Origin of the sequence: Pseudomonas sp. (assembly GCF_002796985.1) — a bacterium.
Taxonomy (GTDB): domain Bacteria; phylum Pseudomonadota; class Gammaproteobacteria; order Pseudomonadales; family Pseudomonadaceae; genus Pseudomonas.
Map to the genome: position 1 here is coordinate 209,891 of NZ_PEKX01000002.1, position 21,525 is coordinate 231,415.

A 21,525-nucleotide genomic window follows, 5' to 3' on the forward strand; every position below is an offset into this window, starting at 1 on the left:
CACACGCGGGCCTTTGGCGTTTATAATGCCCACCCTTTTTATCGCCCTGTTCTTAACGTCCTATGGAAAACACCATGCCCACGCTGCTGGCCCTGGATACCTCGACCGAAGCCTGTTCCGTCGCCCTGCTGCATGACGGCCGCCGGTTCGTACGCCACGAGGTGATCCCGCGCCTGCACGCCCAGCGCCTGCTGCCCATGGTGCAGGACATCCTCGGCGAGGCCGGCATTGCGCTGTCCGCCGTGGACGCCATCGCCTTCGGTCGTGGGCCGGGCGCGTTCACCGGCGTGCGCATTGCCATCGGTGTGGTGCAAGGCCTGGGCTTCGCTCTGCGGAAGCCGGTGCTGCCCATCTCCGATCTGGCGGTGCTGGCCCAGCGCGCCTACCGCGAGCACGGCGCCCATCAGGTGGCTGCGGCCATCGATGCGCGCATGGACGAGGTGTACTGGGGCTGCTACCGCCTGGAACAGGGCGAAATGCGCCTGGCTGGAGCCGAGGCAGTGCTGCCGCCCGAACGTGTCGAACTGCCGGGTGATGCCCAGGGCGAGTGGTTCGGCTCCGGTACTGGCTGGGGCTTCGAGGAGCGCCTGGCGGTGAAGGTTGCCGCCCACGACGCCAGCCTGCTGCCGCACTCCGAAGACCTGCTGACCCTGGCCGAATTCGCCTGGGCACGCGGCGAGGCGGTTGACGCAGAGCAGGCCCAGCCGGTGTACCTGCGCGATAACGTGGCGACCCCCAAGAAAGCCTGACCTGTGCCAATTGACCACAGTCGAGCCCGCTCGCTAGAGTGACCGTATTCCCTCCGAGTTTCTTCCATGCGTATCGACGGCTTCACTTCCCTTTCCCAGACACCGGAGCGCGGTTCCCGTACGGGCACTGCGGTCACTCCGTATCGGGAAGTGCAGCGTGACGTCGAGACCCGCCGCGAACAGCCCGCGCCGACCTCGGCCAGTCAGGGGCTCGACTCGCAGCCCCAGGCACGTCGCGTGGAATCCTCCAGCGCCAGCAGCTACGGCGTGCCGGCGACCCTGCGCGATAACCTCGAGTACCAGCGCCCGCTGAGTTCCCGCGCGGCCCAGGCGCTGGCCAGATACACCAGCACCGCCAGCATGGCCGGCCCGTACGAAGGCCAGGAAGTCGTCGGTCTCGACCTTTACGCCTGATGCAACTGCCGTATTACCTTGGCTGCCCCTCCTGGAACGAGCCCGCCTGGCGCGGCACTTTCTATCCCGCTGACCTGCGTCCCGCCGACACCCTGGGTTTCTACTCCCAGGTGTTCAATGCCGTGGAAGGCAACACCACCTTCTATGCCCGCCCCAGCGCCGACACCCTGGCGCGCTGGGCGCAGACCATGCCGGAGACTTTCCGCTTCTGCGCCAAACTGCCCCGTGACATCAGCCACGAAGGCGACCTGCGCGGGCAGCTGGAAAACACCCAGGACTTCCTCGACCTGCTGGCACCGCTGGGCAAGCGCGTGGCGCCGCTGTGGCTGCAGGTTTCCGCCAGCTTCGGCCCGGATCGCCTGGGCGAGCTGGCCGCCTGGCTGGAGGCTTTCTCCGAGCGCCGCATCGCCGTGGAAGTGCGCCACCCGGCCTTCTTCGCCAAGGGAGACGAGGAGCGGGCGCTTAACCGCCTGCTGCTGGACCGTGGCGTCGAACGCATCTGCCTGGACTCGCGGGCTTTGTTCTCCGTGCAATCCGACGACCCGGCCGTGCTCCATGCCCAGTCGAAGAAGCCCAAGGTGCCAGTGCGCCCGGCGGCCTTCAGCGACAGCCCGCAGGTACGCTTCATCGGCGGGCCGGACCTGGACGCCAATCTCGCCCACCTCAGGCCCTGGATCGGCAAGGTTGCCGAGTGGATCGAGCAGGGCCTGACGCCCTACGTCTTCCTCCATACCCCGGACAACCACCGTGCGGCCGAACAGGCGCAGCGCTTCCACGTCTTGTTGCGTGAGCGCCTGCCGGGGCTGCCGTCGCTGTTCGAGCCCAAGCCGGAAGTGGAGCAGCTCGGCCTGCTCTGAGCCGGCAACTGTGCATGGCGCCCAACGAGCGAGGGGACTAACCTGCTCCTTCCCTCGTTCGGCCAGGAGACAGCCATGACCTCGCAACCCTTGCGCAGCCAACAGGAACGCGGCGAAGCCTTTCGCGCGCTGCACCAGCGCGACGGCCTGTTCGTCCTGCCCAACCCCTGGGATGCCGGCTCGGCAAAGATGCTCGCCCACCTGGGCTTTGTAGCCCTGGCGACCACCAGCGCGGGGTTGGCCTTTGCCCTCGGTCGGCGCGACGCCGAAGGCGCGGTGAGTCGTGACGAAGCACTGGCCAATGCGCGCGAGATAGTTGAAGCGACGCCGCTGCCGGTCGCTGCCGATCTGGAGAACGGCTACGGCGATGCGGCGGAAGACTGCGCAGAAACCATCCGTCTTGCCGCCGCCTGCGGGCTGGTCGGCGGCTCCATCGAAGACGCCACCGGCCGCCCGGATGCGCCGATCTACCCGCTGGAGCTGGCAGTAGAGCGAGTTACCGCCGCCGTGCAGGCTGCCCGAGCGCTGCCATTCACCTTCACCCTGGCGGCGCGGGCGGAGAACTTCCTGCACGGTCGCGTCGACCTGGACGACACCATCCGCCGCCTGGTGGCCTTCGCCGAAGCCGGTGCCGACGTGCTCTACGCGCCAGGCCTGAAGACCCGCGAGGAAATCGCCGCCGTGGTCAGCGCCGTGGCGCCGCGCCCGGTCAACGTGCTGGTGGGCTCGCCGGCGCTGCAGCTTGGCCTGGAGGAGCTGGCCGAGCTCGGTGTGAAGCGCATCAGCGTCGGTTCCTGCCTGGCGCGGGCGGCCTATGGCGCCTTCTTCAGCGCTTCCGAGGCATTGGCCAAAGGCGAGCTGAAACCCCTGCATGGCGCCATGCCGTTCGACCGGATCAACCAGTTGTTCCGCGGCTGACGTCGAGCCCTCCGGCCATGCGCTGCGGTAGAATCGCGGTTTTTTCCAGGATCGCCCCGCCATGACCGAAGTCCTCACCCCGCCGCGCATCGTCGTCCAGGCGCTGGCGCCAGCCTGGCAGGCCGCCGCCGAGCAGTGGGCGCAGCGGCTCGGGCTGCCGATGGGCGAGGGGGATGCGGATTTCGCCCTGCAACTGGGCGACGACGGTTTGCAGTTGCTGCAACTGGGGCCGGACTCGCCCGGCCCGGTGCGGGTGGATTTCCTCGAAGGGTCCGCCGCGCATCGCCGGCAGTTCGGTGGCGGCGCCGGGCAAATGATCGCCAAAGCCGTCGGCATCCAGCAGGGCGTGCGTCCCCATGTGCTGGACGCCACCGCTGGCCTGGGCAAAGACGCCTTCGTACTGGCGACCCTGGGTTGCGAGATGGACCTGACCGAGCGCCAGCCGATCATCGCCGCGCTGCTGGAAGACGGGCTGGCTCGTGCCGCAGGGGATTTCGAGGTGGGTGCCATCGTCGCGCGCATGCGCCTGTTGCAGGGCAACGCCATCGAGCGCATGGCCGCCTGGGAAGGGGAGGCGCCGCAGGTGATCTACCTCGACCCGATGTTTCCGCACCGCGACAAGAGTGCGCTGGTGAAGAAGGAAATGCGCCTGTTCCGCCCGCTGGTGGGCGATGACCTCGACGCTCCGGCACTACTGCAAGCCGCACTGAAACTGGCCAGCCACCGCGTGGTGGTCAAGCGTCCGCGCAAGGCGCCGATCATCGAGGGCGGCAAACCCAGCTACAGCCTGGAAGGCAAGTCCAGCCGCTATGACATCTATCCGCTGAAAAGCCTGAAGGGCTGACGCATCCATCTGCCGAGTGGAGGCTTTTCGTAGGAGCGCACTTCGCCCGCGATCCAGCCCCGCTGCGCAGATGATCGCGGACGGAGTCCGCACCTACCGGTTGAATCCGGCGCGGCTCTTGTCGGAGCGAGCTTGCTCGCGAACCCGCCCAGCGTCGGAGCGGCCGGGAGGTCCGTTCGCGAGCAAGCTCGCTCCTACGAAAAGCAGCTGGTCAGGGCGCGAAAGCCTTGAGGAACAACGCCACCACTTCCTGCACATGCGCCTCGGCTTCCTCCGGGGTCGGCGGATTCTCGCAGCCGATCAGCAGGCGGAAGTGCACGCAGCCCTGCACCAGCATCAGGAAATGCTCGGCCGCCCGGCGCGGGCAGTCCATCTTCATCTTGCCCTGCTGGCGAGCCTGCTCCAGCAGGCGCTCCATCTGGTCCAGCACACGCTGCGGCCCGGCCTCGAAGAACAGTTGCGAGAGGTGCGGGTTGCCCGCGCCCTGGGCGACCATCAGCCGGCTCAGGGCGATCGCCTCGGGGCTGTTGATCAACTGATTGAAGCCGCGGCCCAGGTTCAGCAGAAGGCTTTCCAGCGGCGCATCGGCCGGCGGCTCGGCGAACAGCTCGGGCATGCGCTCGGCGCACTTGGCCTGCACCGCTTCGACGAACAGCGTCTCCTTGTCCGTGAAGTGGCTGTACACGGTGAGCTTGGACACCCCGGCCTCGGCGGCAATGGCCTCCATGCTGCTGCCGTCGTAGCCGTAGCGGACGAACAGCTCCTTGGCGGCCTCGAGAATGGCCTTGCGCTTGGCCGGATCCTTGGGGCGACCTGGTCCGTTGGATGAGTTCGATGGTGACATGTCTTTACATTTCTAATACTGGACTGATGGGTTCTGTATTTTTACTATACCGGTGAGTATAAGAATTCCAACCGCGTTTTGCGAAAGGTCACACATCATGTTCCGCCATGCTCTGTCTGTCGCGCTGCCTGCTGCCTTCATCCTTTCCCTTTCGGCCTGCGGTAACGGCGAGCCACCCAAGCCTGCGATACGCCCGGCTATCGTGGTGCAGCCGGAGCCGGCGCGGGACATCACCGAAGCCTATCCCGGTGAAGTGCATGCCCGCCACGAGCCGGAACTGGCCTTCCGCATCGGTGGCAAGGTCAGCAAGCGCCTGGTGGAAACCGGCGAGCGGGTGAAGAAGGACCAGCCCCTGGCGGAACTCGATCCTGAAGACGTTCGCCTGCAACTGGAAGCTACGCGCGCCCAGGTGGCTGCTGCCGAGGCCAACCTGCAGACCGTGCGCTCCGAATACACCCGCTACAAGACCCTGCTGGAACGCCAGTTGGTCAGCCAGTCGCAGTTCGACAACATCGAGAACACCTACCGCGCCGGCGCGGCGCGGGTGAAGCAGATACGTGCCGAATACGACGTGGCCAGCAACCAGGCCGGCTACGCCGTGCTGCGCTCGCCCCAGGACGGCGTGATCGCCACCCGCCGGGTTGAAGTGGGGCAGGTGGTTGCCGCCGGCCAGACCGTTTTCACCCTGGCCGCCGATGGCGACCGCGAGGTGCTGATCAGCTTCCCCGAGCACGCTTTCGAGCGCTTCCGCGTTGGCGAGGCGGTGAGCGTCGAACTCTGGTCGCAGCGTGACAAACGCTTCAGCGGCAAGATCCGCGAGCTGTCGCCAGCGGCCGATCCGCAATCGCGCACCTTCGCCGCGCGAGTCGCCTTCGACGACCCCAAGGTGCCGGCCGAACTGGGCCAGAGCGCGCGCGTCTACATCCTTGCCGAGGGCACCGTGCCACTGGCCGTGCCGCTCGCCGCACTGACTTCCGAAGCCGGTCAGCCGTTCGTCTGGGTGGTCGATCCGAAGACATCCACCTTGCATCGTCGCCTGGTGCGCATTGGCCCTTACGCCGAGGATCGCGTGCCGGTGCTCGAAGGCCTGAAGGACGGCGACTGGGTGGTGGCAGCGGGTGTACAGGTGCTGCGTGAAGGTCAGGAGGTACGGCCTGTCGACCGGGAGAACCGGTCGATCAAGCTGGTGGCGAAGGAGTAACGCCCGATGCAATTCAACCTCTCCGCCTGGGCGCTGCACAACCGCTCCATCGTCCTCTACCTCATGCTGCTGCTGGGTATCGTCGGCACGCTGTCCTATTCCAAGCTGGGGCAGAGCGAAGACCCGCCGTTCACCTTCAAGGCCATGGTGGTGAAGACCAACTGGCCGGGTGCGACCGCTGAGGAAGTCTCGCGCCAGGTCACCGAGCGCATCGAGAAGAAGCTGATGGAAACCGGCGACTTCGACCGCATCATTTCCTTCTCCCGCCCCGGTGAATCCCAGGTGACCTTCGTCGCCCGCGAGGACTTCCATTCCCGCGACATTCCCGAGCTCTGGTACCAGATCCGCAAGAAGGTCAACGACATCCGCTACACCCTGCCACAGGGCATCCAGGGGCCGTTCTTCAACGACGAATTCGGCACCACCTTCGGCAATATCTACGCACTGTCGGGCAAGGGCTTCGACTACGCGGTGCTCAAGGACTACGCCGACCGCCTGCAACTGCAACTGCAACGCATCAAGGACGTCGGCAAGGTCGAACTGATCGGCCTGCAGGACGAGAAGATCTGGATCGACCTGTCCAACACCAAGCTCGCCACCCTCGGCCTGCCGCTGGCCGCCGTTCAGAAAGCGCTGGAAGAACAGAACGCGGTGACCGCCACCGGCTTCTTCGAGACGGCGACTGACCGCGTGCAACTGCGGGTGTCCGGGCGTTTCGATTCGGTGGAGGACATCCGTTCCTTCCCGATCCGCGTCGGTGACCGGACCTTCCGTATCGGCGACGTGGCCGAGGTGCATCGTGGCTTCAACGACCCGCCTGCTCCGCGCATGCGCTTCATGGGCGAGGACGCCATCGGCATCGCCGTGGCCATGAAAGACGGCGGCGACATCCTGGTGCTGGGCAAGAAACTCGACGCCGAATTCGAACGCCTGCAGCAGACGCTGCCGGCAGGCATGGAGCTGCGCAAGGTGTCCGACCAGCCGGCGGCCGTGCGCGAAGGCGTGGGCGAGTTCGTCCGCGTGCTGGCCGAGGCGCTGATCATCGTGCTGCTGGTGAGCTTCTTCTCCCTCGGCCTGCGCACCGGCCTGGTGGTGGCGCTGTCGATCCCGCTGGTGCTGGCGATGACCTTCGCCTGCATGTACTACTTCGGCATCGGCCTGCACAAGATTTCCCTCGGCGCGCTGGTGCTGGCGCTGGGGCTATTGGTGGACGACGCCATCATCGCCGTGGAGATGATGGCGGTGAAGATGGAGCAGGGCTACGACCGGCTCAAGGCGGCGAGTTACGCCTGGACCAGCACGGCCTTCCCGATGCTCACCGGCACCCTCGTCACGGCCGCCGGCTTCCTGCCCATCGCCACCGCGCAGTCGGGTACCGGTGAATACACCCGCTCGCTGTTCCAGGTGGTGACCATTGCGCTTGTGGTGTCGTGGATCGCCGCCGTGGTCTTCGTGCCCTACCTGGGCGAGAAGCTGCTGCCTGATCTCGCCAAGCGCCATGCGGAAAAACACGGAGGCAGCGACAAGGGCCATGACCCGTACTCCACGCCTTTCTACCAGCGCTTCCGCCGCGTGGTGGAGTGGTGCGTGCGCTACCGCAAGACAGTGATCCTGCTGACAGTTGCAGCCTTCATCGGCTCGATCATGCTGTTCCGCCTGGTGCCGCAGCAGTTCTTCCCGCCATCGGCGCGCCTGGAACTGCTGGTGGACCTGAAGCTGGCCGAAGGCGATTCGCTCACCGCCACCACCGAGCAGGTCAAGCGCCTGGAGAAAATGCTCGCCGAGCATCCGGGCATCGACAACTACGTGGCTTACGTCGGCACCGGCTCGCCGCGCTTCTACCTGCCGCTGGACCAGCAACTGCCGGCGGCAAGCTTCGCCCAGTTCGTAGTGTTGGCGAAGAGCCTGGAGTCCCGCGAAGAGATTCGTCAGTGGCTGATTAAGCACATGAACGAAGACTTCCCGACCCTGCGCACCCGCATCAGTCGCCTGGAGAACGGCCCGCCGGTGGGCTACCCGGTGCAGTTCCGCGTTTCCGGCGAGCACATCCCGGAAGTCCGCGAGCTGGCGCGCAAGGTCGCCGACAAGATGCGCGAGAACCCCCACGTGGTGAACGTACACCTGGACTGGGAGGAGCCGAGCAAGGCGATCTTCCTCGACATCGACCAGGAACGCGCCCGCGCCCTGGGTGTAAGCACCTCGGACATCTCGCAGTTCCTGCAGAGCTCGCTGACCGGTTCCACCGTCAGTTACTACCGCGAAGACAACGAGCTGATCGAAATCCTCCTGCGTGGCGACGAGCGCGGCCGGCATGACCTGTCGCAGCTGCCGAGCCTGTCGATGCAGACCAGCAGTGGCCGCAGCGTGGCGCTGTCACAGGTGGCGACCCTGGAGTACGGCTTCGAGGAAGGCATCATCTGGCGGCGCAACCGCCTGCCCACCGTGACCGTGCGCGCCGACATCTACGACGACTCGCTGCCGGCAACGTTGGTGAAGCAGATATCGCCGACGCTGGACCCGATCCGCGCCGAGCTGCCCGACGGCTACCTGCTGGACGTCGGCGGCACCGTGGAGGATTCGGCCAAGGGCCAGAACTCGGTGAACGCCGGCGTGCCGCTGTTCATCGTGGTGGTGCTCAGCCTGCTGATGATCCAGCTGCGCAGCTTCTCGCGGATGATCATGGTGTTCCTCACCGCGCCCCTGGGGCTGATCGGCGTGACGCTGTTCCTGCTGATCTTCCAGAAGCCCTTCGGCTTCGTCGCGATGCTCGGCACCATCGCCCTGGCGGGGATGATCATGCGCAACTCGGTGATCCTGGTGGACCAGATCGAGCAGGACCGCGCCCACGGCATGAACACCTGGCACGCCATCATCGAGGCCACGGTGCGGCGCTTCCGCCCCATCGTGCTGACCGCCCTGGCCGCCGTGCTGGCGATGATCCCGCTGTCGCGCAGCGTGTTCTTCGGCCCGATGGCGGTGGCGATCATGGGCGGCCTGATCGTTGCCACGGCGCTGACCCTGCTGTTCCTGCCGGCGCTCTATGCGGCCTGGTTCCGGGTGAAGAAAGAGACCTGACGACCGCTCTTCGGCTTTCTGTAGGAGCGAGCTTGCTCGCGAACTTGCTTCCCGGCGAATCCGGCGTTGGGCGGGTTCGCGAGCAAGCTCGCTCCTACAGGTTGCTGCCAGTGCCGCCCTCCGGTGTAGGGCGAATTACGCGCAGCGTTATCCGCCGTCCGACCCTCTGAAGCGAATCACCCGACAGACGAGAACCCTTCGACCTGTCACTCTCGCTGTCCTTTCCTGAGCACGGTTCCCAAGCCCGGATCACTCCGTCAGGCGCGGGGCGTTCATTCAGGAACCGCCTGACTCATCAACGGCGTTGCGGTCCTACAAGGCCACTGCTTAGCGTTCTCTCCGCCACGGAACAGTCGTGGTCAGGTGTGGAAGCCTGTAGCGTTTGAGTATTGCTGTAGCAGGGATGGTCCGGCCTTTTCGAAGGCCGGACCGACTCTGGTTGTCTATGGCGGACCGTGTGAGGCGGGCTTCGGCCCGGCCGGATATTGGTCCCAAACGCCCGGTCTTCCACCCTTGCACGGTCCGCCTCCCTTTCCGGGATGGCGGTTTTCCAGCTGTACAGGGAGAAACCGCATGAACCCTTCGACGATGTTCCCGGCCGACAACGGCCTGAGCTTCCACACCTTCCAGCGCTACGATCGATTTTTGCGCGGCCTGATGATTGATCGTCAGGCCTGGTTCCCCGCCCGTGACCTGGCGCGCCTGACCAACTGCGATGTGAGCGGCCGCACTACCCGCAAGCTCGACCCCGATCAGTACCGCTGGGAACGCTTGGCCGGCAGTCCGGAGGACCAACTGCTGGTCAGCGAAAGCGGCCTCTACACCCTGCTGCTGGTGTACTTCTACCACCCGGAAAACCGCAGCCTGCGACAGTGGCTGAGCAACGAAGTGGTACCGGCTTTGCGTGATGCTCAGATGCCGGCCGGTTATGGCCCACGTCAGGCTATGCGTGAGGTGCAGGGCTACCCGCTGGCGGTTCTGGAATGGCAAGGCAGCGTCTGGCTGCGCTTCGGCGACGCCGCCCGCGTGCTGGAGCGCGGCGGCAACACGTAGGATGACGTGGAGCGCAGCGATACCCATCGCTCGCGGCTCGCCTATTGGAGCATGCCATGCCCGCGATCGCGCGCATGGCGCGCTCCTGTAATCCGCTGCTCATGCAGGGACTGCACGTTCGCGGTCTCTACAGCGTTCCGGTGTCGATCTCGTGCGAAGTGGTGAATGTCCAGTACGTCTCTGGCCTAAAATGGCGTAGGAAGCCCCTGGCGAGACTTTGCGCACAGGTGTGCCTCTCAAGCATTTCTGGTTAAGAATCAGAAAGATCCTCTATAGAAATAGGAATAAAAAGGAGGCTGACAGAGGCGGAAGGTCGGTAACCGGCCACCCAGCCCGCACCCGGTGCGCCACGCGTGCCCTCCCCATGACAGTGGGCCAAGCCCAAGGCAGGACAGCATGAAACTGCGAAAAGAAATCGAAAACACCATCCGGGAAGCGCGTGAAGACCGCGCCAACGCAGCGTTGGCGATCTGTGTATTGCTTGAGGAGAAGCTGGGGCTTTCACAGAACGGCTGGTTCGACGATGACCCGCTTGCACTGCAAGCCATCAATGATTGGAAGGCTTCCGCCGCTATCCAGCACCGGAGTTGAGTGCTACGGGAGAGGGCATCGCTAGTACTTGATCTCCATGAACAGAAAAAAGCCCGGCAGTAGCCGGGCTTTTCTTTGTCGTTCGGGCGGCAATCAGAGCACTCCGAACACCTTCTTCGCCAGCCCGGTAGCGGCGGCGGTCGGGTTCTGGCGGATGGTCTTCTCCTGCTCGGCGATGAGCTTGAACAGACCGTCCAGCGCTTCCTCGGTCACGTAGTTCTCGATATTCGCGCTCTTCGCATCGACTACGCCAAAGGCGGCGGCCTGGCTGGCGAAGGCGTTGTACTGCTTGGCCACGCCAACCTGATCAGTGGTCTGCTTGATGATTGGCAGGAACTTGGCGCGCAACTGCTCGCGGCTGCTGCGGTTCAGGTAGTCGGTGGCGGAGTGGTCGCCGCCCTGAAGGATGCCCTTGGCGTCGGTCACGCTCATCTTCTTCACGGCATCTACCAGCAGCACCTGGGCCTGCGGCATGGCGGCCTCGGCAGCCTTGTTCATGCTCGCTTCGAGCTGGTCGACCTGGGCTCCCATGCCGAACTGCTTCATGGTCTTGGCAGCCTTGCCCAGCTTGCCGGGCAGTTCGATGCGTACGGCCGGGTCATTGCTGAAGCCGCCGGGCTGGCTGAGCTGCTTCACGGCCACCTGTGCTCCCTGGGTCAGCGCATCCTTCAGGCCGCCGGTGGCGTCGCTCTGGCTGAGGTCGGAGAGGGACAGGGCGAAGGCATTGACGGACAGCAGGGCGCCGGCCAGCAGAACGGGGAATCGCAGCATCAAGACTTCCTTGGACGAAACTCAACGGTTTTCAAGACCGCTGACTTGGAGAATGGAGGGGGGAGATTAACGGAGGTTGGCCGCCGGGGAAAACCCGGCGGCGCGGTGAATCAGCGCACGGGGTCGACGCGGACGCGTAGCGGCTGCTGATCGCTGCCGTCGAGTTTGACGCTGTGGCGTTCAGTCGTGATGAACAGCAGTTGACCGTTGGCTTCGATACGAGCGCTGACGGCGTAGCTGTGGCCCGGCTTGACCTGGTTGTGGTCGTAATCCAGGTGGAACGCCAGCGGCACCTGGCGGCCGGGTTCCAGCTGCTGCTGGGCCAGGTCGATGGCCGGAGCGTCGGCCAGCGAGACGTCCTGCAGGCTGACGGTGACCTGGGCCGTAGGCGGCAGGGCGCTGCGCTGCAGGTAGAAGACTTCACCGTCGAGCGAGGCCTTGTCGCCGGAGGAAGTGGAACTGCAGGCGGCGAGCAGGCCGGTCATCAGCAGCAGGGGAAGGGTTTTCATGAGGGAGCTCTCCTTGGATCCAGGCGCGTCAGACCATTGTGGGTGACTTTGGTTTCCGCGCCATGATCTGGGTGAGCGTCGAGTTATTTCACGATGCGTCCGAAGAGGTTCTGGAACATGACCTGATCGCGGCCATCGGTGAGGTCATACAGCGAGTAGTAATGGCTGAGTCGCGCACCGCCGTCGCGGGTCAGCGGGTCCCAGGTCAAGTTGGCCCGGCGCATGGTGGAACTGCTCATCAGCTCGTCGAAGGGGATCGACACGTACATGCCCTTGTCGAAGCTGCCTTCGCCGTAGGCTTGCTTGTCGGCGGTGGTCAGCGTGACCCAGGCGCCGAAGCGCACGCCGTTCCTGAACTGGCGGGACAGGTCGAGGGTGCCGCCCCAATCGCGTGCCAGATAGCGGCCGGCGCTGGCAGTGGCGAGAATGTCCTGGAAGCCGGTCTGCCAGTAGAGCGTGACGAACCCGGTCGCCACCTGATAGTCGCGCAGGCCGAAGTGCTGGTCGAACTCGCGCTGGCGAACCAGGTCGAGGTTGGCGCCCAGCGCCCAGTCTTCGTTCATCGGGCGATACAGCAATTCGCCGCCCACGCCGGCATACATGCTTTCCAGATAGCCGCCGTAGACCATGCCATAGAGGTCCTGGTCCAGCCGTGCGGTCTTGTTCAGCTGGAAGTTTTGCAGCATGACGTTGGAGGTCGTCATGTACTCGCGAACATCGGTCCGCACGCGCGGCAGGTTGCTCGGCGCGTCGTAGGTGAAGTTGTCGAAGTTGTTGAACAGGTTGACGCTGAGCAGGCCGTTCGCCCACAGGCTGGGCGAGAAGCGGTACTCACTGTCGAGGTCGGCGGTGAACTGGTAGAGCAGGAAGTCGTTCGGCCCACCGATGCTCTGGTTGTAACCCAGGCCGACGTTGTAGCTGAACGGATCAGGCTTCTGCTGATAGAGCAGCTCTTCATGCTGAGGCAGCGGCACATTCTGTTCGGTGGTGCGGCGCAGGTCTTCCAGAGGGCGTTCCTGGTTGGCGACGTCACGAAACACGTTGCGCGGCACGCTGGTTTCAACCACCGGTTGGCCGTACTTGGTATCGACGACGGTGAACCAGCGGACGTTGTCATCGCTGCTGTTGTCGAGAATGCGCGCGGTACGCCCGACGGCTTCGGGTGGATACAGGTAGCGGGTCTGCTCGCCATAGACCACGACTTCTTGATCTTTACGCGTGATGCGCTCGACCTTGTAGCCGGCATTCTGCTCGACGCGGCGGGATACATCTGCCCAATCCACCGAGTCCGCATTGCGCCCAGCAGCGCGCTCTGCCAATGGCTCAGGGGCAGGATCGTTGACTTTGGCCGGTGCCGTGCGAGAGGCGAAGTTGGTGTGCAGGGTGATGCCGAACATGGCGGTATTGCCGCGCTCGAAGGCGGCGTGCAGGTCAATAGCGTCGCTGGCCTTGAAGACCATGCCGATGTTGAAGGGGGAGTCCTGCTTCTGGTTGTTGCTCAGCGGCTCGTGCTGGTAGTCGTTGCCGTCATATTCGAGCTTGAAGGACAGGGGGGCCCACGGAGTCTGCCAGTTGATGCCGCCGAAGAGGGAGGGGCGGCCTCGGAAGTAGGAGTTCGAATTGACTGAGCCGGCTGTATCGACCGTGCCCGTTGGTGCGGGGCGGGTTTTGAATCGGTCGTCAATCCAGCCCAGAGGATTGTCCAGTTCTCCTCTATTACCGATATAGCCCCAGGCGAGTCCCAGGCTGAAATCCAGGTCCCCTACACGCTTGTTTCCGACAAAATATTCGCTGGAAAAGAGGCCGGTACCGCCCACATCGCGACCGCCTAGCGCAATCTCTGGAGTCCAGCGACTTTCCTGCAGCAGGCGGAATTTGACGTCGAAGGCTTTGTCCTTGGCGCTCTGATCACCACTGAGATCTTTCGAGCCGTACTTGCGGTTGCTGATGGAGGTGTAACGGAAGGTGCTTTCCATCCAGTCAAAAGGCTGCAAGGAAAAGCTGTAGCGCGAGTACGGATCGGTACGGTTGGCATTGAGACTGATTTCACCCGCCGGCGCCATTCGCGCCGTGGGCGTCTGCAACAGGCCCACGCCACCGAAGTCGTTCTGGGTATAGCGGGGAGCGGCACCGGCAAGACCGGCGCCTGCCAGCAGCAGGAAAAAGCCGTGACGAAGATTCATGGCAACTCCGCTGGCAGAGGCTGAGTGGCGATGAACTCGGCCAGCTCGCGATTAAGGTTCGGGACGATGGCGTCGATGTCGGCGGCATCCAGGGGTACCAGCAGGACCGCGCCGGGAGCCGGGGGGGGGGCTTCCTCGCGGTTCCACAGGGCGATGCCCAGACGCGTGACCTTGCCGTCGGGCTGGATCAGATAGAGGTAATCCGGGTCTGCCTCGGCCAGGGCCGGGCATTGCTGGGTGTAGCGATAGGCTTGCTGCAACGCGGTGAACGGCAGGGTGCAGTCGCTCGATACCGCACCGGTGACGCGAACGCTGTCAGGGCGAGGCGGGAAGATCAGGCGATCCCCCCCCCTGGAGTTTGGGGGAGTGCGCGGTGTTCAGCTCCACCGCGAGCGGATCAAGCGGGTAGATTCGCCGGCCGGTGACGGGAAGCGGCCTCACCTGTTCGTTCAGTCGTTGGGCCGCACTCGCCAGGCCGGGCTTCTGCTGAAGCAGGGCGAGGCGTTGCAGCTGGATCAGATCGAACAGAACCCCGGCTTTCAGTCGCTGTTGGTCCTGCGTCAGGCTCAGGCGTTGCCAGGAGGCGCCGAGCCAGTAACTCTGGGGAGAAACTTTCAGTTGCGCCAGCAGGTCGCCCAGGCGAAGCCCTTCGGCGATTTGCTTTTCTCCCGGGGCGGGCAGGTCACCCAGCACTTCGATGCGGGTATTCGCTTGGGCGCAAGCGAAGGCAAGCAGGCCGGCGGCGAGCAGGCATAGACGGAGGAGGATCATGGTTTCCTCCGTAGTGGGCGCAGTTGGGTAATGGTGACGTTCAGGCTGGGGGTAACCTGCTGGCGGCTTTGCAGAACAAAGCCGTCGTTGGGGTCGACCCAGTAGCGGTTGGAAGCGGACATGCCCTTGATGGGCGAGCTCAGGTGTTCATCGACTCGCAGTAGGGCATGGTCCTGATCCAGGATTCGTACAGTCTCGATGCCGACGGGGGCCAGGCTGCCGCTGAGCGGAACGCCCAGTTGATAGCCTGGCCCGAGGTCGATCCAGCGTTGGCTGGCCTGGCCTTTTACGACTCTCTGCAATCCACTGTGGAAGGGCGAATCAACAGTCAGCCGGGTGCCCAGCAGGTCGTCAGGGAAGCCGAGAGTGCGGACCACGATGCCATCCTGAAGCAGCAGCAACTGGTTCGATGAGGCGCGCCAGTACTGCAGATCGCCTTGGACACGCACCAGGGCCATGACCGCCGAGCCGTACTTGGTGGTGACCTGAATCTGGTAGTAGGGCAGGGCATCGACCTGGGCTTGGGTCACTTCCAAAGAAGCGGGTCCATTCAGACTGGCGCCCAGCGTATTCAGGGAACCCTGCATCAGCGGGTTACAGGCACACAAGGACGCGGATGCCGCGATCAGCCCCAGTAAGCGGAAGGCATTCATGACGGATCAGTTGTTGTTGAGGTTGCGCTGGACGGTCGAACCCGTGCCAACGATGCCGGCCGAGGGCACCAACTGGCTGATCAGACGGTTCCAACGAGTGACGCCGGCCGGGCCGACGTAGACGACGTCCTGCGGTTGCAGCTGGAACTGCTGGGCCAGGATGAAGGCGGTGGGCGAATTGGCGTCGAGCTGGAACACCTTGGCGGGCTCCTTCTCGAGGTTTTCCACGCCACGGATGACGTACACCGCCTTGCCATCGGCGGTGGTCTGGTTCAAACCGCCCACACTGCCCAGGGCATCCGCCAGGTTCATTTCTCGGGTCTTGAAGGTCAGGGCGCGCGGCGCGTTGACCTCGCCCATCAGGTAGACCTTCTTGCGGTCGTTGTAGGGCAGGTAGATGCGGTCGCCGTCTTTCAGGTAGAGGTTGTACAGGTCCGATCCCTGTGCAGTGTTCAAGGCGTCCAGGTTCAGGCGGTAGACCTGGTTATCCCGCTTCAGCGTCAGGCCGGAAAGGTCTGCGTTGGTAGTGTCCAATTCGGCTGCGCCGATGGCCTCCATCAAGGTCAGCGGTGTAGCGGTGATCGCTTGCGGACCAGCCTTGACGAAGGCGCCATTGAGCAGCACACGCTGGCTGGCAAAACGCAGAACGGCGATGTCGATCTGCGGCTCTTCTACATAAGCGGAAAGCGCCTGGCTGATCGTCTTGCGGACGTCTTCAATCGTACGTCCGGCGACCTTCAGGGTGCCGATGTAGGGATAGAACAGCGTGCCGTCTGGGCGAACCAGACGCCCGTTGGCGTCGGTCTGCTGCTGTTGGCCGGCAGGGGAGGTGAGCTCGGGGTGGTCCCAGACGGTGATGTAGAGCAGGTCGCCGGCTCCGATCCGATAGCTTTCGGGGTAGAAGCTGGTCAGCTCTGCTGGGATCGACTCCGTGCTCTGTGTCGCGCCCTCTACCGACAGCAGCTTAGGGGTGATCTGTACCAGTTGAACGCGGCTGGATTCGGCCGAGTCTTCGTGCAGCAGTCGCCCGGTATCCAGGTACTGGCCGGGAGAGAACATGCAGCCCTGCAAGACGAGGGCGGTAACAATAGCAACTGACAATGGACGGATCATGGGCTGGGCCAGAAGAGTGGAATATTGATCGGAGGCGGCGAGTCCCTAGCCGTGCGCTTTATCAAGCGGGCTGGAAGGCGGCGCAGGTTAGCAATCGCTATGGAGGTGGGATGTAGGAAAAGGATGGTGTTGTTGCAGGGGAAATTCGGTATTTGTGTGCAGGGCGTTAATAGGCGTTCTGGTGAACGAAACCCTTGAACAGCGTGAGAAAAACGATCTTCAGGTCCCACCAGAGCGACCAGTTGTTGATGTAGGCGAGGTCGTATTCCACGCGCTTCTGCATCTTCTCCAGGGTGTCGGTTTCCCCGCGCCAGCCGTTCACCTGTGCCCAGCCTGTGATCCCTGGCTTGACTTTATGGCGCAGCATGTAGCTGCTGATCTGCCCGCGGTACTCCTCGTTGTGGGCGATGGCGTGCGGGCGCGGGCCGACGATGGACATATCGCCCAGCAGTACGTTGATGAACTGCGGTAATTCATCCAGCGAAGTACGGCGCAGGAAGGCGCCCACCGGGGTGATGCGGCTGTCATTGCGCGTCGCCTGGATGACTGTTACGCCGTTTTCCATGACCCGCATGCTGCGGAACTTCCAGACTTCGATGGAGCGGCCATCGATGCCATAACGTTTCTGACGGAAGAACACCGGACCTGGCGAAGTGAACTTCACCGCAGCGGAGATCAACAGCATGGGCAGCGCAATCAGGCAGAGGATCAGCGTGGACAGCACGATGTCTTCCAGGCGCTTGATCAGCGCGCTGGCGCCGACCATCGGGCTGTCGAAGATACTGATGGTGGGGATGCCATCGATATTTTGCGTACGGGCGTGGAGCAGGTTGAAGACGAATACGTCGGGAATGATGTGGACAGATACGGTGGTGTCGCTCAGCTTCTCGACCAGCCACTTGATGCGCTCTTCGCTGCGCATGGGCAGGGTGATGTAGACGCGATCCAGCTTGCCGGCGCGTGCTTGCACAACCAGCTGCTCCAGATCACCAGAAACAGGCAGCTTTACTTTCCCCTTGCCCAGGCTGACCGGCTCGCGGCGTGCATCATCGTAGAACCCGGTGAGCTCCAAGCCCATCCACGGAGCGCTGGCGATGTTAGCTGCCAGGCGCTGACCCAGCGAGCCAGCCCCTGCAATGGCCACCGAGCGAGTATTGAAGCCACGACGCCGGAGTGCATGCAGGCCGGAGCGCAGCAGAACGCGGTAACCGCAGAGGCCGATCAGCACGAGCGAGAACCACTGCACTTGCCCTATCCCATTGACCAGGGTGATCTCGGGGATGAGGTAGTCCGCTACCGCCACTCCGGCAAAACTCACCGCCCAGACGCCGGCAACCTTACGCAATTCTTCGCGCGTTCGCTCACCCCGCCAGGAGGTGTACAACTGGCCGAAGTCGCTGAGCAGATAGAAAATCACTAGGGAGAACAGAGTCGCGATGACCGCTGAATAATCCCATGGGGCTTTTTGAGTAACGAGAACCAGATCCAAGCTGATACAGATCATACAGAGATCAAGTAGCTTTTGAAGAATGGAAATGGTGGCCTGATGGGGGCGGAGAATGCCGCGATCCCTACTGTTCATTGCAATATTCCTTTCGATTGTTTTTCGAAGGCTTTGTTTTAATTGAGGAAGATGTATTTCAATCGCATGAGAGGTTTTTAATCTGTAACTCTGGCTGTGGATTCGATTTAATTCGCTGGATTTATTTTGGAGAGAAAGAGAAGCTTGGCGGTAGATATTTAATTTGAAATATTTAGGTCATGACATGCATAAGTGATTCTATGATTTGGATGATATGAAGTGGAGTGCATCTGTAGAGAATAATTGGGCCGTGGAGTCTAAACTTGATAGAGAGGAAGGGAATGGAGTCAGGCGTGGAAGATTCGTATAACTGCTGGTGATAAAATTTCATGCATTTAGGGTTGCTTGCTCTTCGGGGAGCTTTTGGATCGTATATTTACACTGCGCAGGCGTTCAACAATTAATGTCCAAGAAAAAATAGTGTTTGTTATTAGATAGCGTTTCCACATCCGGCTCGGCTCTTGAATGACCCTGTATAACCACTCTAGTCCATGTCGCTGCATCCAATACGGCGCACGGTTAACTTTACCTGATACTACATCAAAAGTTCCTCCAACCCCCATGACAAAGATTACGCCAAGTTTATCTCTCCAGCGATTAATAAAATTCTCTTTGTTAGGCGATGTAATGGCAACAAATAATAATTTTGCACCGGACGCTCGAATTTTATCAACTACGCTAGCCTCATCTTCCCAGAAGTAACCATGGTGATATCCAGCAATTCTGAGATTGGGAAAGAGTGCTTGTGATTTCACTACTGTGGCTTCCACGACGTCCTGCTTGGCCCCCAGCAAGAATACAGAAAATCCTTCGTGTTCACTCATTGCGAGCAGTTCGTGGAAAAGGTCGATCCCTGCAACTCGCTCAGGAATCTCATAACCAAGAAAACGTGCTCCAAGAACTATACCCATACCATCAATGTTTATTATGTCACAGCATCGAACTGACTCGTTGAGTTCGGCATCTTTACGCATGTTAACTAACTTTGCGACGTTGACTACTACATGCTGCGTGAAACGATCGGAAATAACTGCATCGCGAACCGCCTCGACTGTTTCGCTCATGCTAGCCGTATCCATCGGGCATCCTAGGAAATCAATTCTTTTCATGTTCTATCTCGGCACGGTAACGGTTATAAAAAGCTAAAGAGTAGTAGGCCCAAGCTTGGGTCCAGCGAGTGTAATTAATACGATTGGTGATCCAGCGTGTCTTTTGATAAATAAATCTTCCGGCTTCTGGAATGTACATCTTATCAATAGCACTTCGGACGACTTTTTCGCAAAGTGCAAGATCCATGGCAGTTCCTCCTACTTCGAGTAGAGTCAAGATCGCTTGTGAGTAACTATGCATGTCGATGGGGTATAGGGTGTTGTGGTAGTAATTAACCGTGCCATCCTGTGCGATGAAAGTATTGATATAATACGAGTAACCTTTGCGTATGCATTCATTGAACTCAGATGTTTGTAGCGTATCGCGAATGAAACACAATGCTTCTAGATTGTAGCCGGTGTGGAATCCGTCAATAAACTGATGATGATGTCGCGAGCCATATACCCATGAGCCATCTGTATTTTGATCTTTTGTTGATTGACGTGCAATATGCAGTGCTTGCTCGATCATATTCAAATCTCCTAGCGCCTGACCAGCAAATGCGCACCATGCAGCTCCCCATAAGCTGGCATTGTGCACTAGGGCCTTTTCGCCGGGAATATAAGCAAAGAAATCTCTACCGTCATCTGTAGAGTAGAGTTCATTGGAAATAAAGCGCGCCGCATCCAGAGCGATATCAATTAGTTTGGGGCTGTTGCTTAGTATGCCAAGCTCATAGAGTCCGCGAGCTACATAGCATGTTGTAATGATGTTAGGTTTTCCTGCTGGAACGTAAAATGCTCTGGCTTGCCAGTCAAAATTGTACCCCCAACAACTGTAAATCCACTTATGGGAATCGCTGCGAGCACCTATTACCCACTCGGAAAGTTGTCGCGCCTGCGATAAATAGGATATATCCTTAGTGCGCTTGTAATCCTCGATGAGTCCAGATATAAAGAGCCCAATTCCTTTAGGGTTTCGCTGCTTGGGCACCAGTAGTAATTTGCGCAGATTAATAGGTGAGTGCTTTCCAAGCTGAATCCAGAATAGGCGCACCCATTTGCTTCTACGGAATGGAGTGGATTGTAGTAACTCGCTGTTTAATGAGTCAAAAGGGTCGTGTCCTGAGAAATTTTCTGAAGCGGCAGCGCTTAGGAGGGTCGAGCATATATCTAGTTCAGAAGTCATGGTTAGGATCTTTTTGTGTTATTGAGTTTTGCGAATAGTTCTTTATAGTTTTTAACTGTTGATTCCTTTGAGTATTTTTCCAGAATCACTTCTCGTGTTGAGTACGAGTTGTAGTTGGCATGAATTTTCTCTATGCATTTCAATACTTCAGATGTGGAGTATTCTTCAAATAATTCTCCAGATACTCCTGGATATATATATTCAGGGGCTGCAAATTTGTTTGGCGCGATAACTGGAACCCCGCAGGCCATGGCTTCAAGCGCAACAAGTCCCAAACTTTCAGATTTTCGTCTAGTTGGGAATAGAAGGATATCAATTTTTTCATAGAAAAGATGAATCTCTTTCTTATCGTAGCACTTGTGTACGCTTATATTGGAGCTTAGGGGAGGGGTAGATAGGTATTTTTTCGATTCGGGACCGTAATCTATACAGTGAAACTCAGTATGTACATTTCGTTGGGTTAGACTCTCGCACGAGGCCTGAGAAACCGCTAAGAAAATATCAAAACCTTTGCTTTTAGAAATGCTAGATGCATAACCAATTGAAAGCTTGTTGTAAGGGAGGGGCTTGTTGTCTGTGGGTGAGAATATATTGGTTTCTACTCCGCCACTTGGATTTACATGTATTTTATTAGTCGGGACTGATAGCGAATGATTTAGAATGCCCTTGTAATACTCGGACGGCACAATGTGCGTGAGCTCTCGGAGTTTGCCTTGGATGGTGGTTAGGAGTTTTTTTAATACCCAGTTGTTTGGTAACAGGTCTTCACCGTGCCAGTGGATTATAATTTTATTTTTATTGTTTTTCGTGGAGTATATTGCTGGAAAACAGTGAGTGACGTGATTTATGTAAATGATGTCGTGTGCAGAATATTTTGATGCAATAATCTTTAGCCACAAAAATATATAAGACTTTATTTTGTGGAACAGCTTGGCAGGCTTTGTGAATGAGAGGAATTTAACGGTGAAACCACATTCTTCTAAGCACTCTCCTATAGTTCTTATGTAAGAAACATATTCTGGATTTCGCCTGTCGGGATGTCCGTTGTTTATAAGTAATAGGCTGCACTTTTTAAATGGACTGGACATTTTGTTCACTGCCTAAGGATTTGAGTTTGTCT

At 60.4% G+C, this 21,525-nt stretch carries 21 protein-coding genes; 9 read left to right on the forward strand and 12 right to left on the reverse strand.

What is annotated here, in order from left to right:
* Window positions 1–74: 74 nt before the first annotated feature.
* The 5 genes from tsaB (at window position 75) to CTR55_RS01390 (ending at window position 3,782) form a co-directional block, all read left to right on the forward strand.
* Window positions 75–749, forward strand: coding sequence for a tRNA (adenosine(37)-N6)-threonylcarbamoyltransferase complex dimerization subunit type 1 TsaB (tsaB, locus tag CTR55_RS01370; protein WP_296283758.1), 675 nt, complete (start codon window positions 75–77; stop codon window positions 747–749).
* A 66-nt stretch (window positions 750–815) separates the two neighbouring features.
* Window positions 816–1,163 (forward strand): hypothetical protein, encoded by a 348-nt coding sequence (locus tag CTR55_RS01375; RefSeq protein WP_296283759.1) that lies wholly within the window; start codon window positions 816–818, stop codon window positions 1,161–1,163.
* Window positions 1,160–2,020, forward strand: coding sequence for a DUF72 domain-containing protein (locus tag CTR55_RS01380; protein WP_296283959.1), 861 nt, complete (start codon window positions 1,160–1,162; stop codon window positions 2,018–2,020). The genes CTR55_RS01375 and CTR55_RS01380 overlap by 4 nt, the downstream gene beginning before the upstream one ends.
* A 90-nt stretch (window positions 2,021–2,110) precedes the next feature.
* Window positions 2,111–2,938: an isocitrate lyase/phosphoenolpyruvate mutase family protein gene (locus CTR55_RS01385; protein ID WP_296283960.1), complete on the forward strand. Its 828-nt coding sequence runs from the start codon at window positions 2,111–2,113 to the stop codon at window positions 2,936–2,938.
* 61 nt (window positions 2,939–2,999) lie between these two features.
* The gene (locus tag CTR55_RS01390; RefSeq protein WP_296283760.1) at window positions 3,000–3,782 is read left to right on the forward strand and encodes a class I SAM-dependent methyltransferase; all 783 of its coding nucleotides are present in this window, start codon (window positions 3,000–3,002) and stop codon (window positions 3,780–3,782) included.
* A 211-nt stretch (window positions 3,783–3,993) separates the two neighbouring features.
* Here CTR55_RS01390 and CTR55_RS01395 read toward each other — a convergent pair whose 3' ends face one another.
* Entirely contained in the window at window positions 3,994–4,626 is a 633-nt protein-coding gene (locus CTR55_RS01395) for a TetR/AcrR family transcriptional regulator (RefSeq protein WP_296283761.1), read from the reverse strand.
* A 97-nt stretch (window positions 4,627–4,723) separates the two neighbouring features.
* Between CTR55_RS01395 and CTR55_RS01400 the strand changes: the two genes are divergently transcribed.
* The 4 genes from CTR55_RS01400 (at window position 4,724) to CTR55_RS01415 (ending at window position 10,546) form a co-directional block, all read left to right on the forward strand.
* A complete protein-coding gene (locus CTR55_RS01400; protein ID WP_296283762.1) occupies window positions 4,724–5,827 on the forward strand; it encodes an efflux RND transporter periplasmic adaptor subunit in 1,104 nt (367 codons plus the stop codon).
* A gap of 6 nt (window positions 5,828–5,833) precedes the next feature.
* Window positions 5,834–8,902 carry an efflux RND transporter permease subunit gene (locus tag CTR55_RS01405; protein ID WP_296283763.1) on the forward strand — a complete coding sequence of 1,023 codons (3,069 nt, stop codon included), beginning with the start codon at window positions 5,834–5,836 and terminating at the stop codon, window positions 8,900–8,902.
* Between the two features lie 573 nt (window positions 8,903–9,475).
* Window positions 9,476–9,955 (forward strand): Bro-N domain-containing protein, encoded by a 480-nt coding sequence (locus CTR55_RS01410; protein ID WP_296283764.1) that lies wholly within the window; start codon window positions 9,476–9,478, stop codon window positions 9,953–9,955.
* Between the two features lie 396 nt (window positions 9,956–10,351).
* Window positions 10,352–10,546, forward strand: coding sequence for a hypothetical protein (locus CTR55_RS01415; RefSeq protein WP_296283765.1), 195 nt, complete (start codon window positions 10,352–10,354; stop codon window positions 10,544–10,546).
* A 93-nt stretch (window positions 10,547–10,639) separates the two neighbouring features.
* On the opposite strand, the gene CTR55_RS01420 is transcribed toward CTR55_RS01415, so the two are convergent.
* The 11 genes from CTR55_RS01420 to CTR55_RS01470 form a co-directional block, all read right to left on the reverse strand.
* Window positions 10,640–11,317, reverse strand: a complete 678-nt coding sequence (locus CTR55_RS01420) for a DUF4197 domain-containing protein (protein ID WP_296283766.1) — start codon at window positions 11,315–11,317, stop codon at window positions 10,640–10,642.
* A gap of 110 nt (window positions 11,318–11,427) precedes the next feature.
* Window positions 11,428–11,826, reverse strand: a complete 399-nt coding sequence (locus CTR55_RS01425; RefSeq protein ID WP_296283767.1) for a YbaY family lipoprotein — start codon at window positions 11,824–11,826, stop codon at window positions 11,428–11,430.
* A gap of 83 nt (window positions 11,827–11,909) precedes the next feature.
* On the reverse strand, window positions 11,910–14,009 hold the full coding sequence (locus CTR55_RS01430) for a YjbH domain-containing protein (RefSeq protein ID WP_296283768.1): 2,100 nt from the start codon (window positions 14,007–14,009) through the stop codon (window positions 11,910–11,912).
* Window positions 14,006–14,269, reverse strand: a complete 264-nt coding sequence (locus CTR55_RS01435; RefSeq protein WP_363710399.1) for a capsule biosynthesis GfcC family protein — start codon at window positions 14,267–14,269, stop codon at window positions 14,006–14,008. Before CTR55_RS01435 ends, CTR55_RS01430 begins: the two co-directional genes overlap by 4 nt.
* Window positions 14,270–14,324: 55 nt before the next feature.
* Window positions 14,325–14,780: a capsule biosynthesis GfcC D2 domain-containing protein gene (locus CTR55_RS01440; RefSeq protein ID WP_296283769.1), complete on the reverse strand. Its 456-nt coding sequence runs from the start codon at window positions 14,778–14,780 to the stop codon at window positions 14,325–14,327.
* Window positions 14,777–15,433: a YjbF family lipoprotein gene (locus CTR55_RS01445; protein WP_296283770.1), complete on the reverse strand. Its 657-nt coding sequence runs from the start codon at window positions 15,431–15,433 to the stop codon at window positions 14,777–14,779. Before CTR55_RS01445 ends, CTR55_RS01440 begins: the two co-directional genes overlap by 4 nt.
* Before the next feature lie 6 nt (window positions 15,434–15,439).
* Complete coding sequence (locus CTR55_RS01450; protein WP_296283771.1) at window positions 15,440–16,546, reverse strand: polysaccharide biosynthesis/export family protein; 1,107 nt, start codon at window positions 16,544–16,546, stop codon at window positions 15,440–15,442.
* Between the two features lie 166 nt (window positions 16,547–16,712).
* Window positions 16,713–18,128 (reverse strand): undecaprenyl-phosphate glucose phosphotransferase, encoded by a 1,416-nt coding sequence (locus CTR55_RS01455; RefSeq protein ID WP_296283772.1) that lies wholly within the window; start codon window positions 18,126–18,128, stop codon window positions 16,713–16,715.
* 335 nt (window positions 18,129–18,463) lie between these two features.
* Window positions 18,464–19,237: a WecB/TagA/CpsF family glycosyltransferase gene (locus CTR55_RS01460; RefSeq protein WP_296283773.1), complete on the reverse strand. Its 774-nt coding sequence runs from the start codon at window positions 19,235–19,237 to the stop codon at window positions 18,464–18,466.
* Window positions 19,224–20,405: a hypothetical protein gene (locus CTR55_RS01465; protein WP_296283774.1), complete on the reverse strand. Its 1,182-nt coding sequence runs from the start codon at window positions 20,403–20,405 to the stop codon at window positions 19,224–19,226. The genes CTR55_RS01460 and CTR55_RS01465 overlap by 14 nt, the downstream gene beginning before the upstream one ends.
* 2 nt (window positions 20,406–20,407) lie before the next feature.
* The gene (locus CTR55_RS01470) at window positions 20,408–21,493 is read right to left on the reverse strand and encodes a glycosyltransferase family 4 protein (RefSeq protein WP_296283775.1); all 1,086 of its coding nucleotides are present in this window, start codon (window positions 21,491–21,493) and stop codon (window positions 20,408–20,410) included.
* Window positions 21,494–21,525 lie beyond the last annotated feature (32 nt).

Coding starts and splice junctions, on each gene's coding strand:
- CTR55_RS01460 (WP_296283773.1), bottom strand. CDS start 19,237: ATGAAAAGAATTGATTTCCTAGGATGCCCGATGGATACGGCTAGCATG.
- CTR55_RS01410 (WP_296283764.1), top strand. CDS start 9,476: ATGAACCCTTCGACGATGTTCCCGGCCGACAACGGCCTGAGCTTCCAC.
- CTR55_RS01440 (WP_296283769.1), bottom strand. CDS start 14,780: ATGATCCTCCTCCGTCTATGCCTGCTCGCCGCCGGCCTGCTTGCCTTC.
- CTR55_RS01375 (WP_296283759.1), top strand. CDS start 816: ATGCGTATCGACGGCTTCACTTCCCTTTCCCAGACACCGGAGCGCGGT.
- CTR55_RS01470 (WP_296283775.1), bottom strand. CDS start 21,493: ATGTCCAGTCCATTTAAAAAGTGCAGCCTATTACTTATAAACAACGGA.
- CTR55_RS01400 (WP_296283762.1), top strand. CDS start 4,724: ATGTTCCGCCATGCTCTGTCTGTCGCGCTGCCTGCTGCCTTCATCCTT.
- CTR55_RS01420 (WP_296283766.1), bottom strand. CDS start 11,317: ATGCTGCGATTCCCCGTTCTGCTGGCCGGCGCCCTGCTGTCCGTCAAT.
- CTR55_RS01445 (WP_296283770.1), bottom strand. CDS start 15,433: ATGAATGCCTTCCGCTTACTGGGGCTGATCGCGGCATCCGCGTCCTTG.
- CTR55_RS01430 (WP_296283768.1), bottom strand. CDS start 14,009: ATGAATCTTCGTCACGGCTTTTTCCTGCTGCTGGCAGGCGCCGGTCTT.
- CTR55_RS01425 (WP_296283767.1), bottom strand. CDS start 11,826: ATGAAAACCCTTCCCCTGCTGCTGATGACCGGCCTGCTCGCCGCCTGC.
- CTR55_RS01455 (WP_296283772.1), bottom strand. CDS start 18,128: ATGAACAGTAGGGATCGCGGCATTCTCCGCCCCCATCAGGCCACCATT.
- CTR55_RS01395 (WP_296283761.1), bottom strand. CDS start 4,626: ATGTCACCATCGAACTCATCCAACGGACCAGGTCGCCCCAAGGATCCG.
- CTR55_RS01465 (WP_296283774.1), bottom strand. CDS start 20,405: ATGACTTCTGAACTAGATATATGCTCGACCCTCCTAAGCGCTGCCGCT.
- CTR55_RS01390 (WP_296283760.1), top strand. CDS start 3,000: ATGACCGAAGTCCTCACCCCGCCGCGCATCGTCGTCCAGGCGCTGGCG.
- CTR55_RS01405 (WP_296283763.1), top strand. CDS start 5,834: ATGCAATTCAACCTCTCCGCCTGGGCGCTGCACAACCGCTCCATCGTC.
- CTR55_RS01415 (WP_296283765.1), top strand. CDS start 10,352: ATGAAACTGCGAAAAGAAATCGAAAACACCATCCGGGAAGCGCGTGAA.
- CTR55_RS01450 (WP_296283771.1), bottom strand. CDS start 16,546: ATGATCCGTCCATTGTCAGTTGCTATTGTTACCGCCCTCGTCTTGCAG.
- tsaB (WP_296283758.1), top strand. CDS start 75: ATGCCCACGCTGCTGGCCCTGGATACCTCGACCGAAGCCTGTTCCGTC.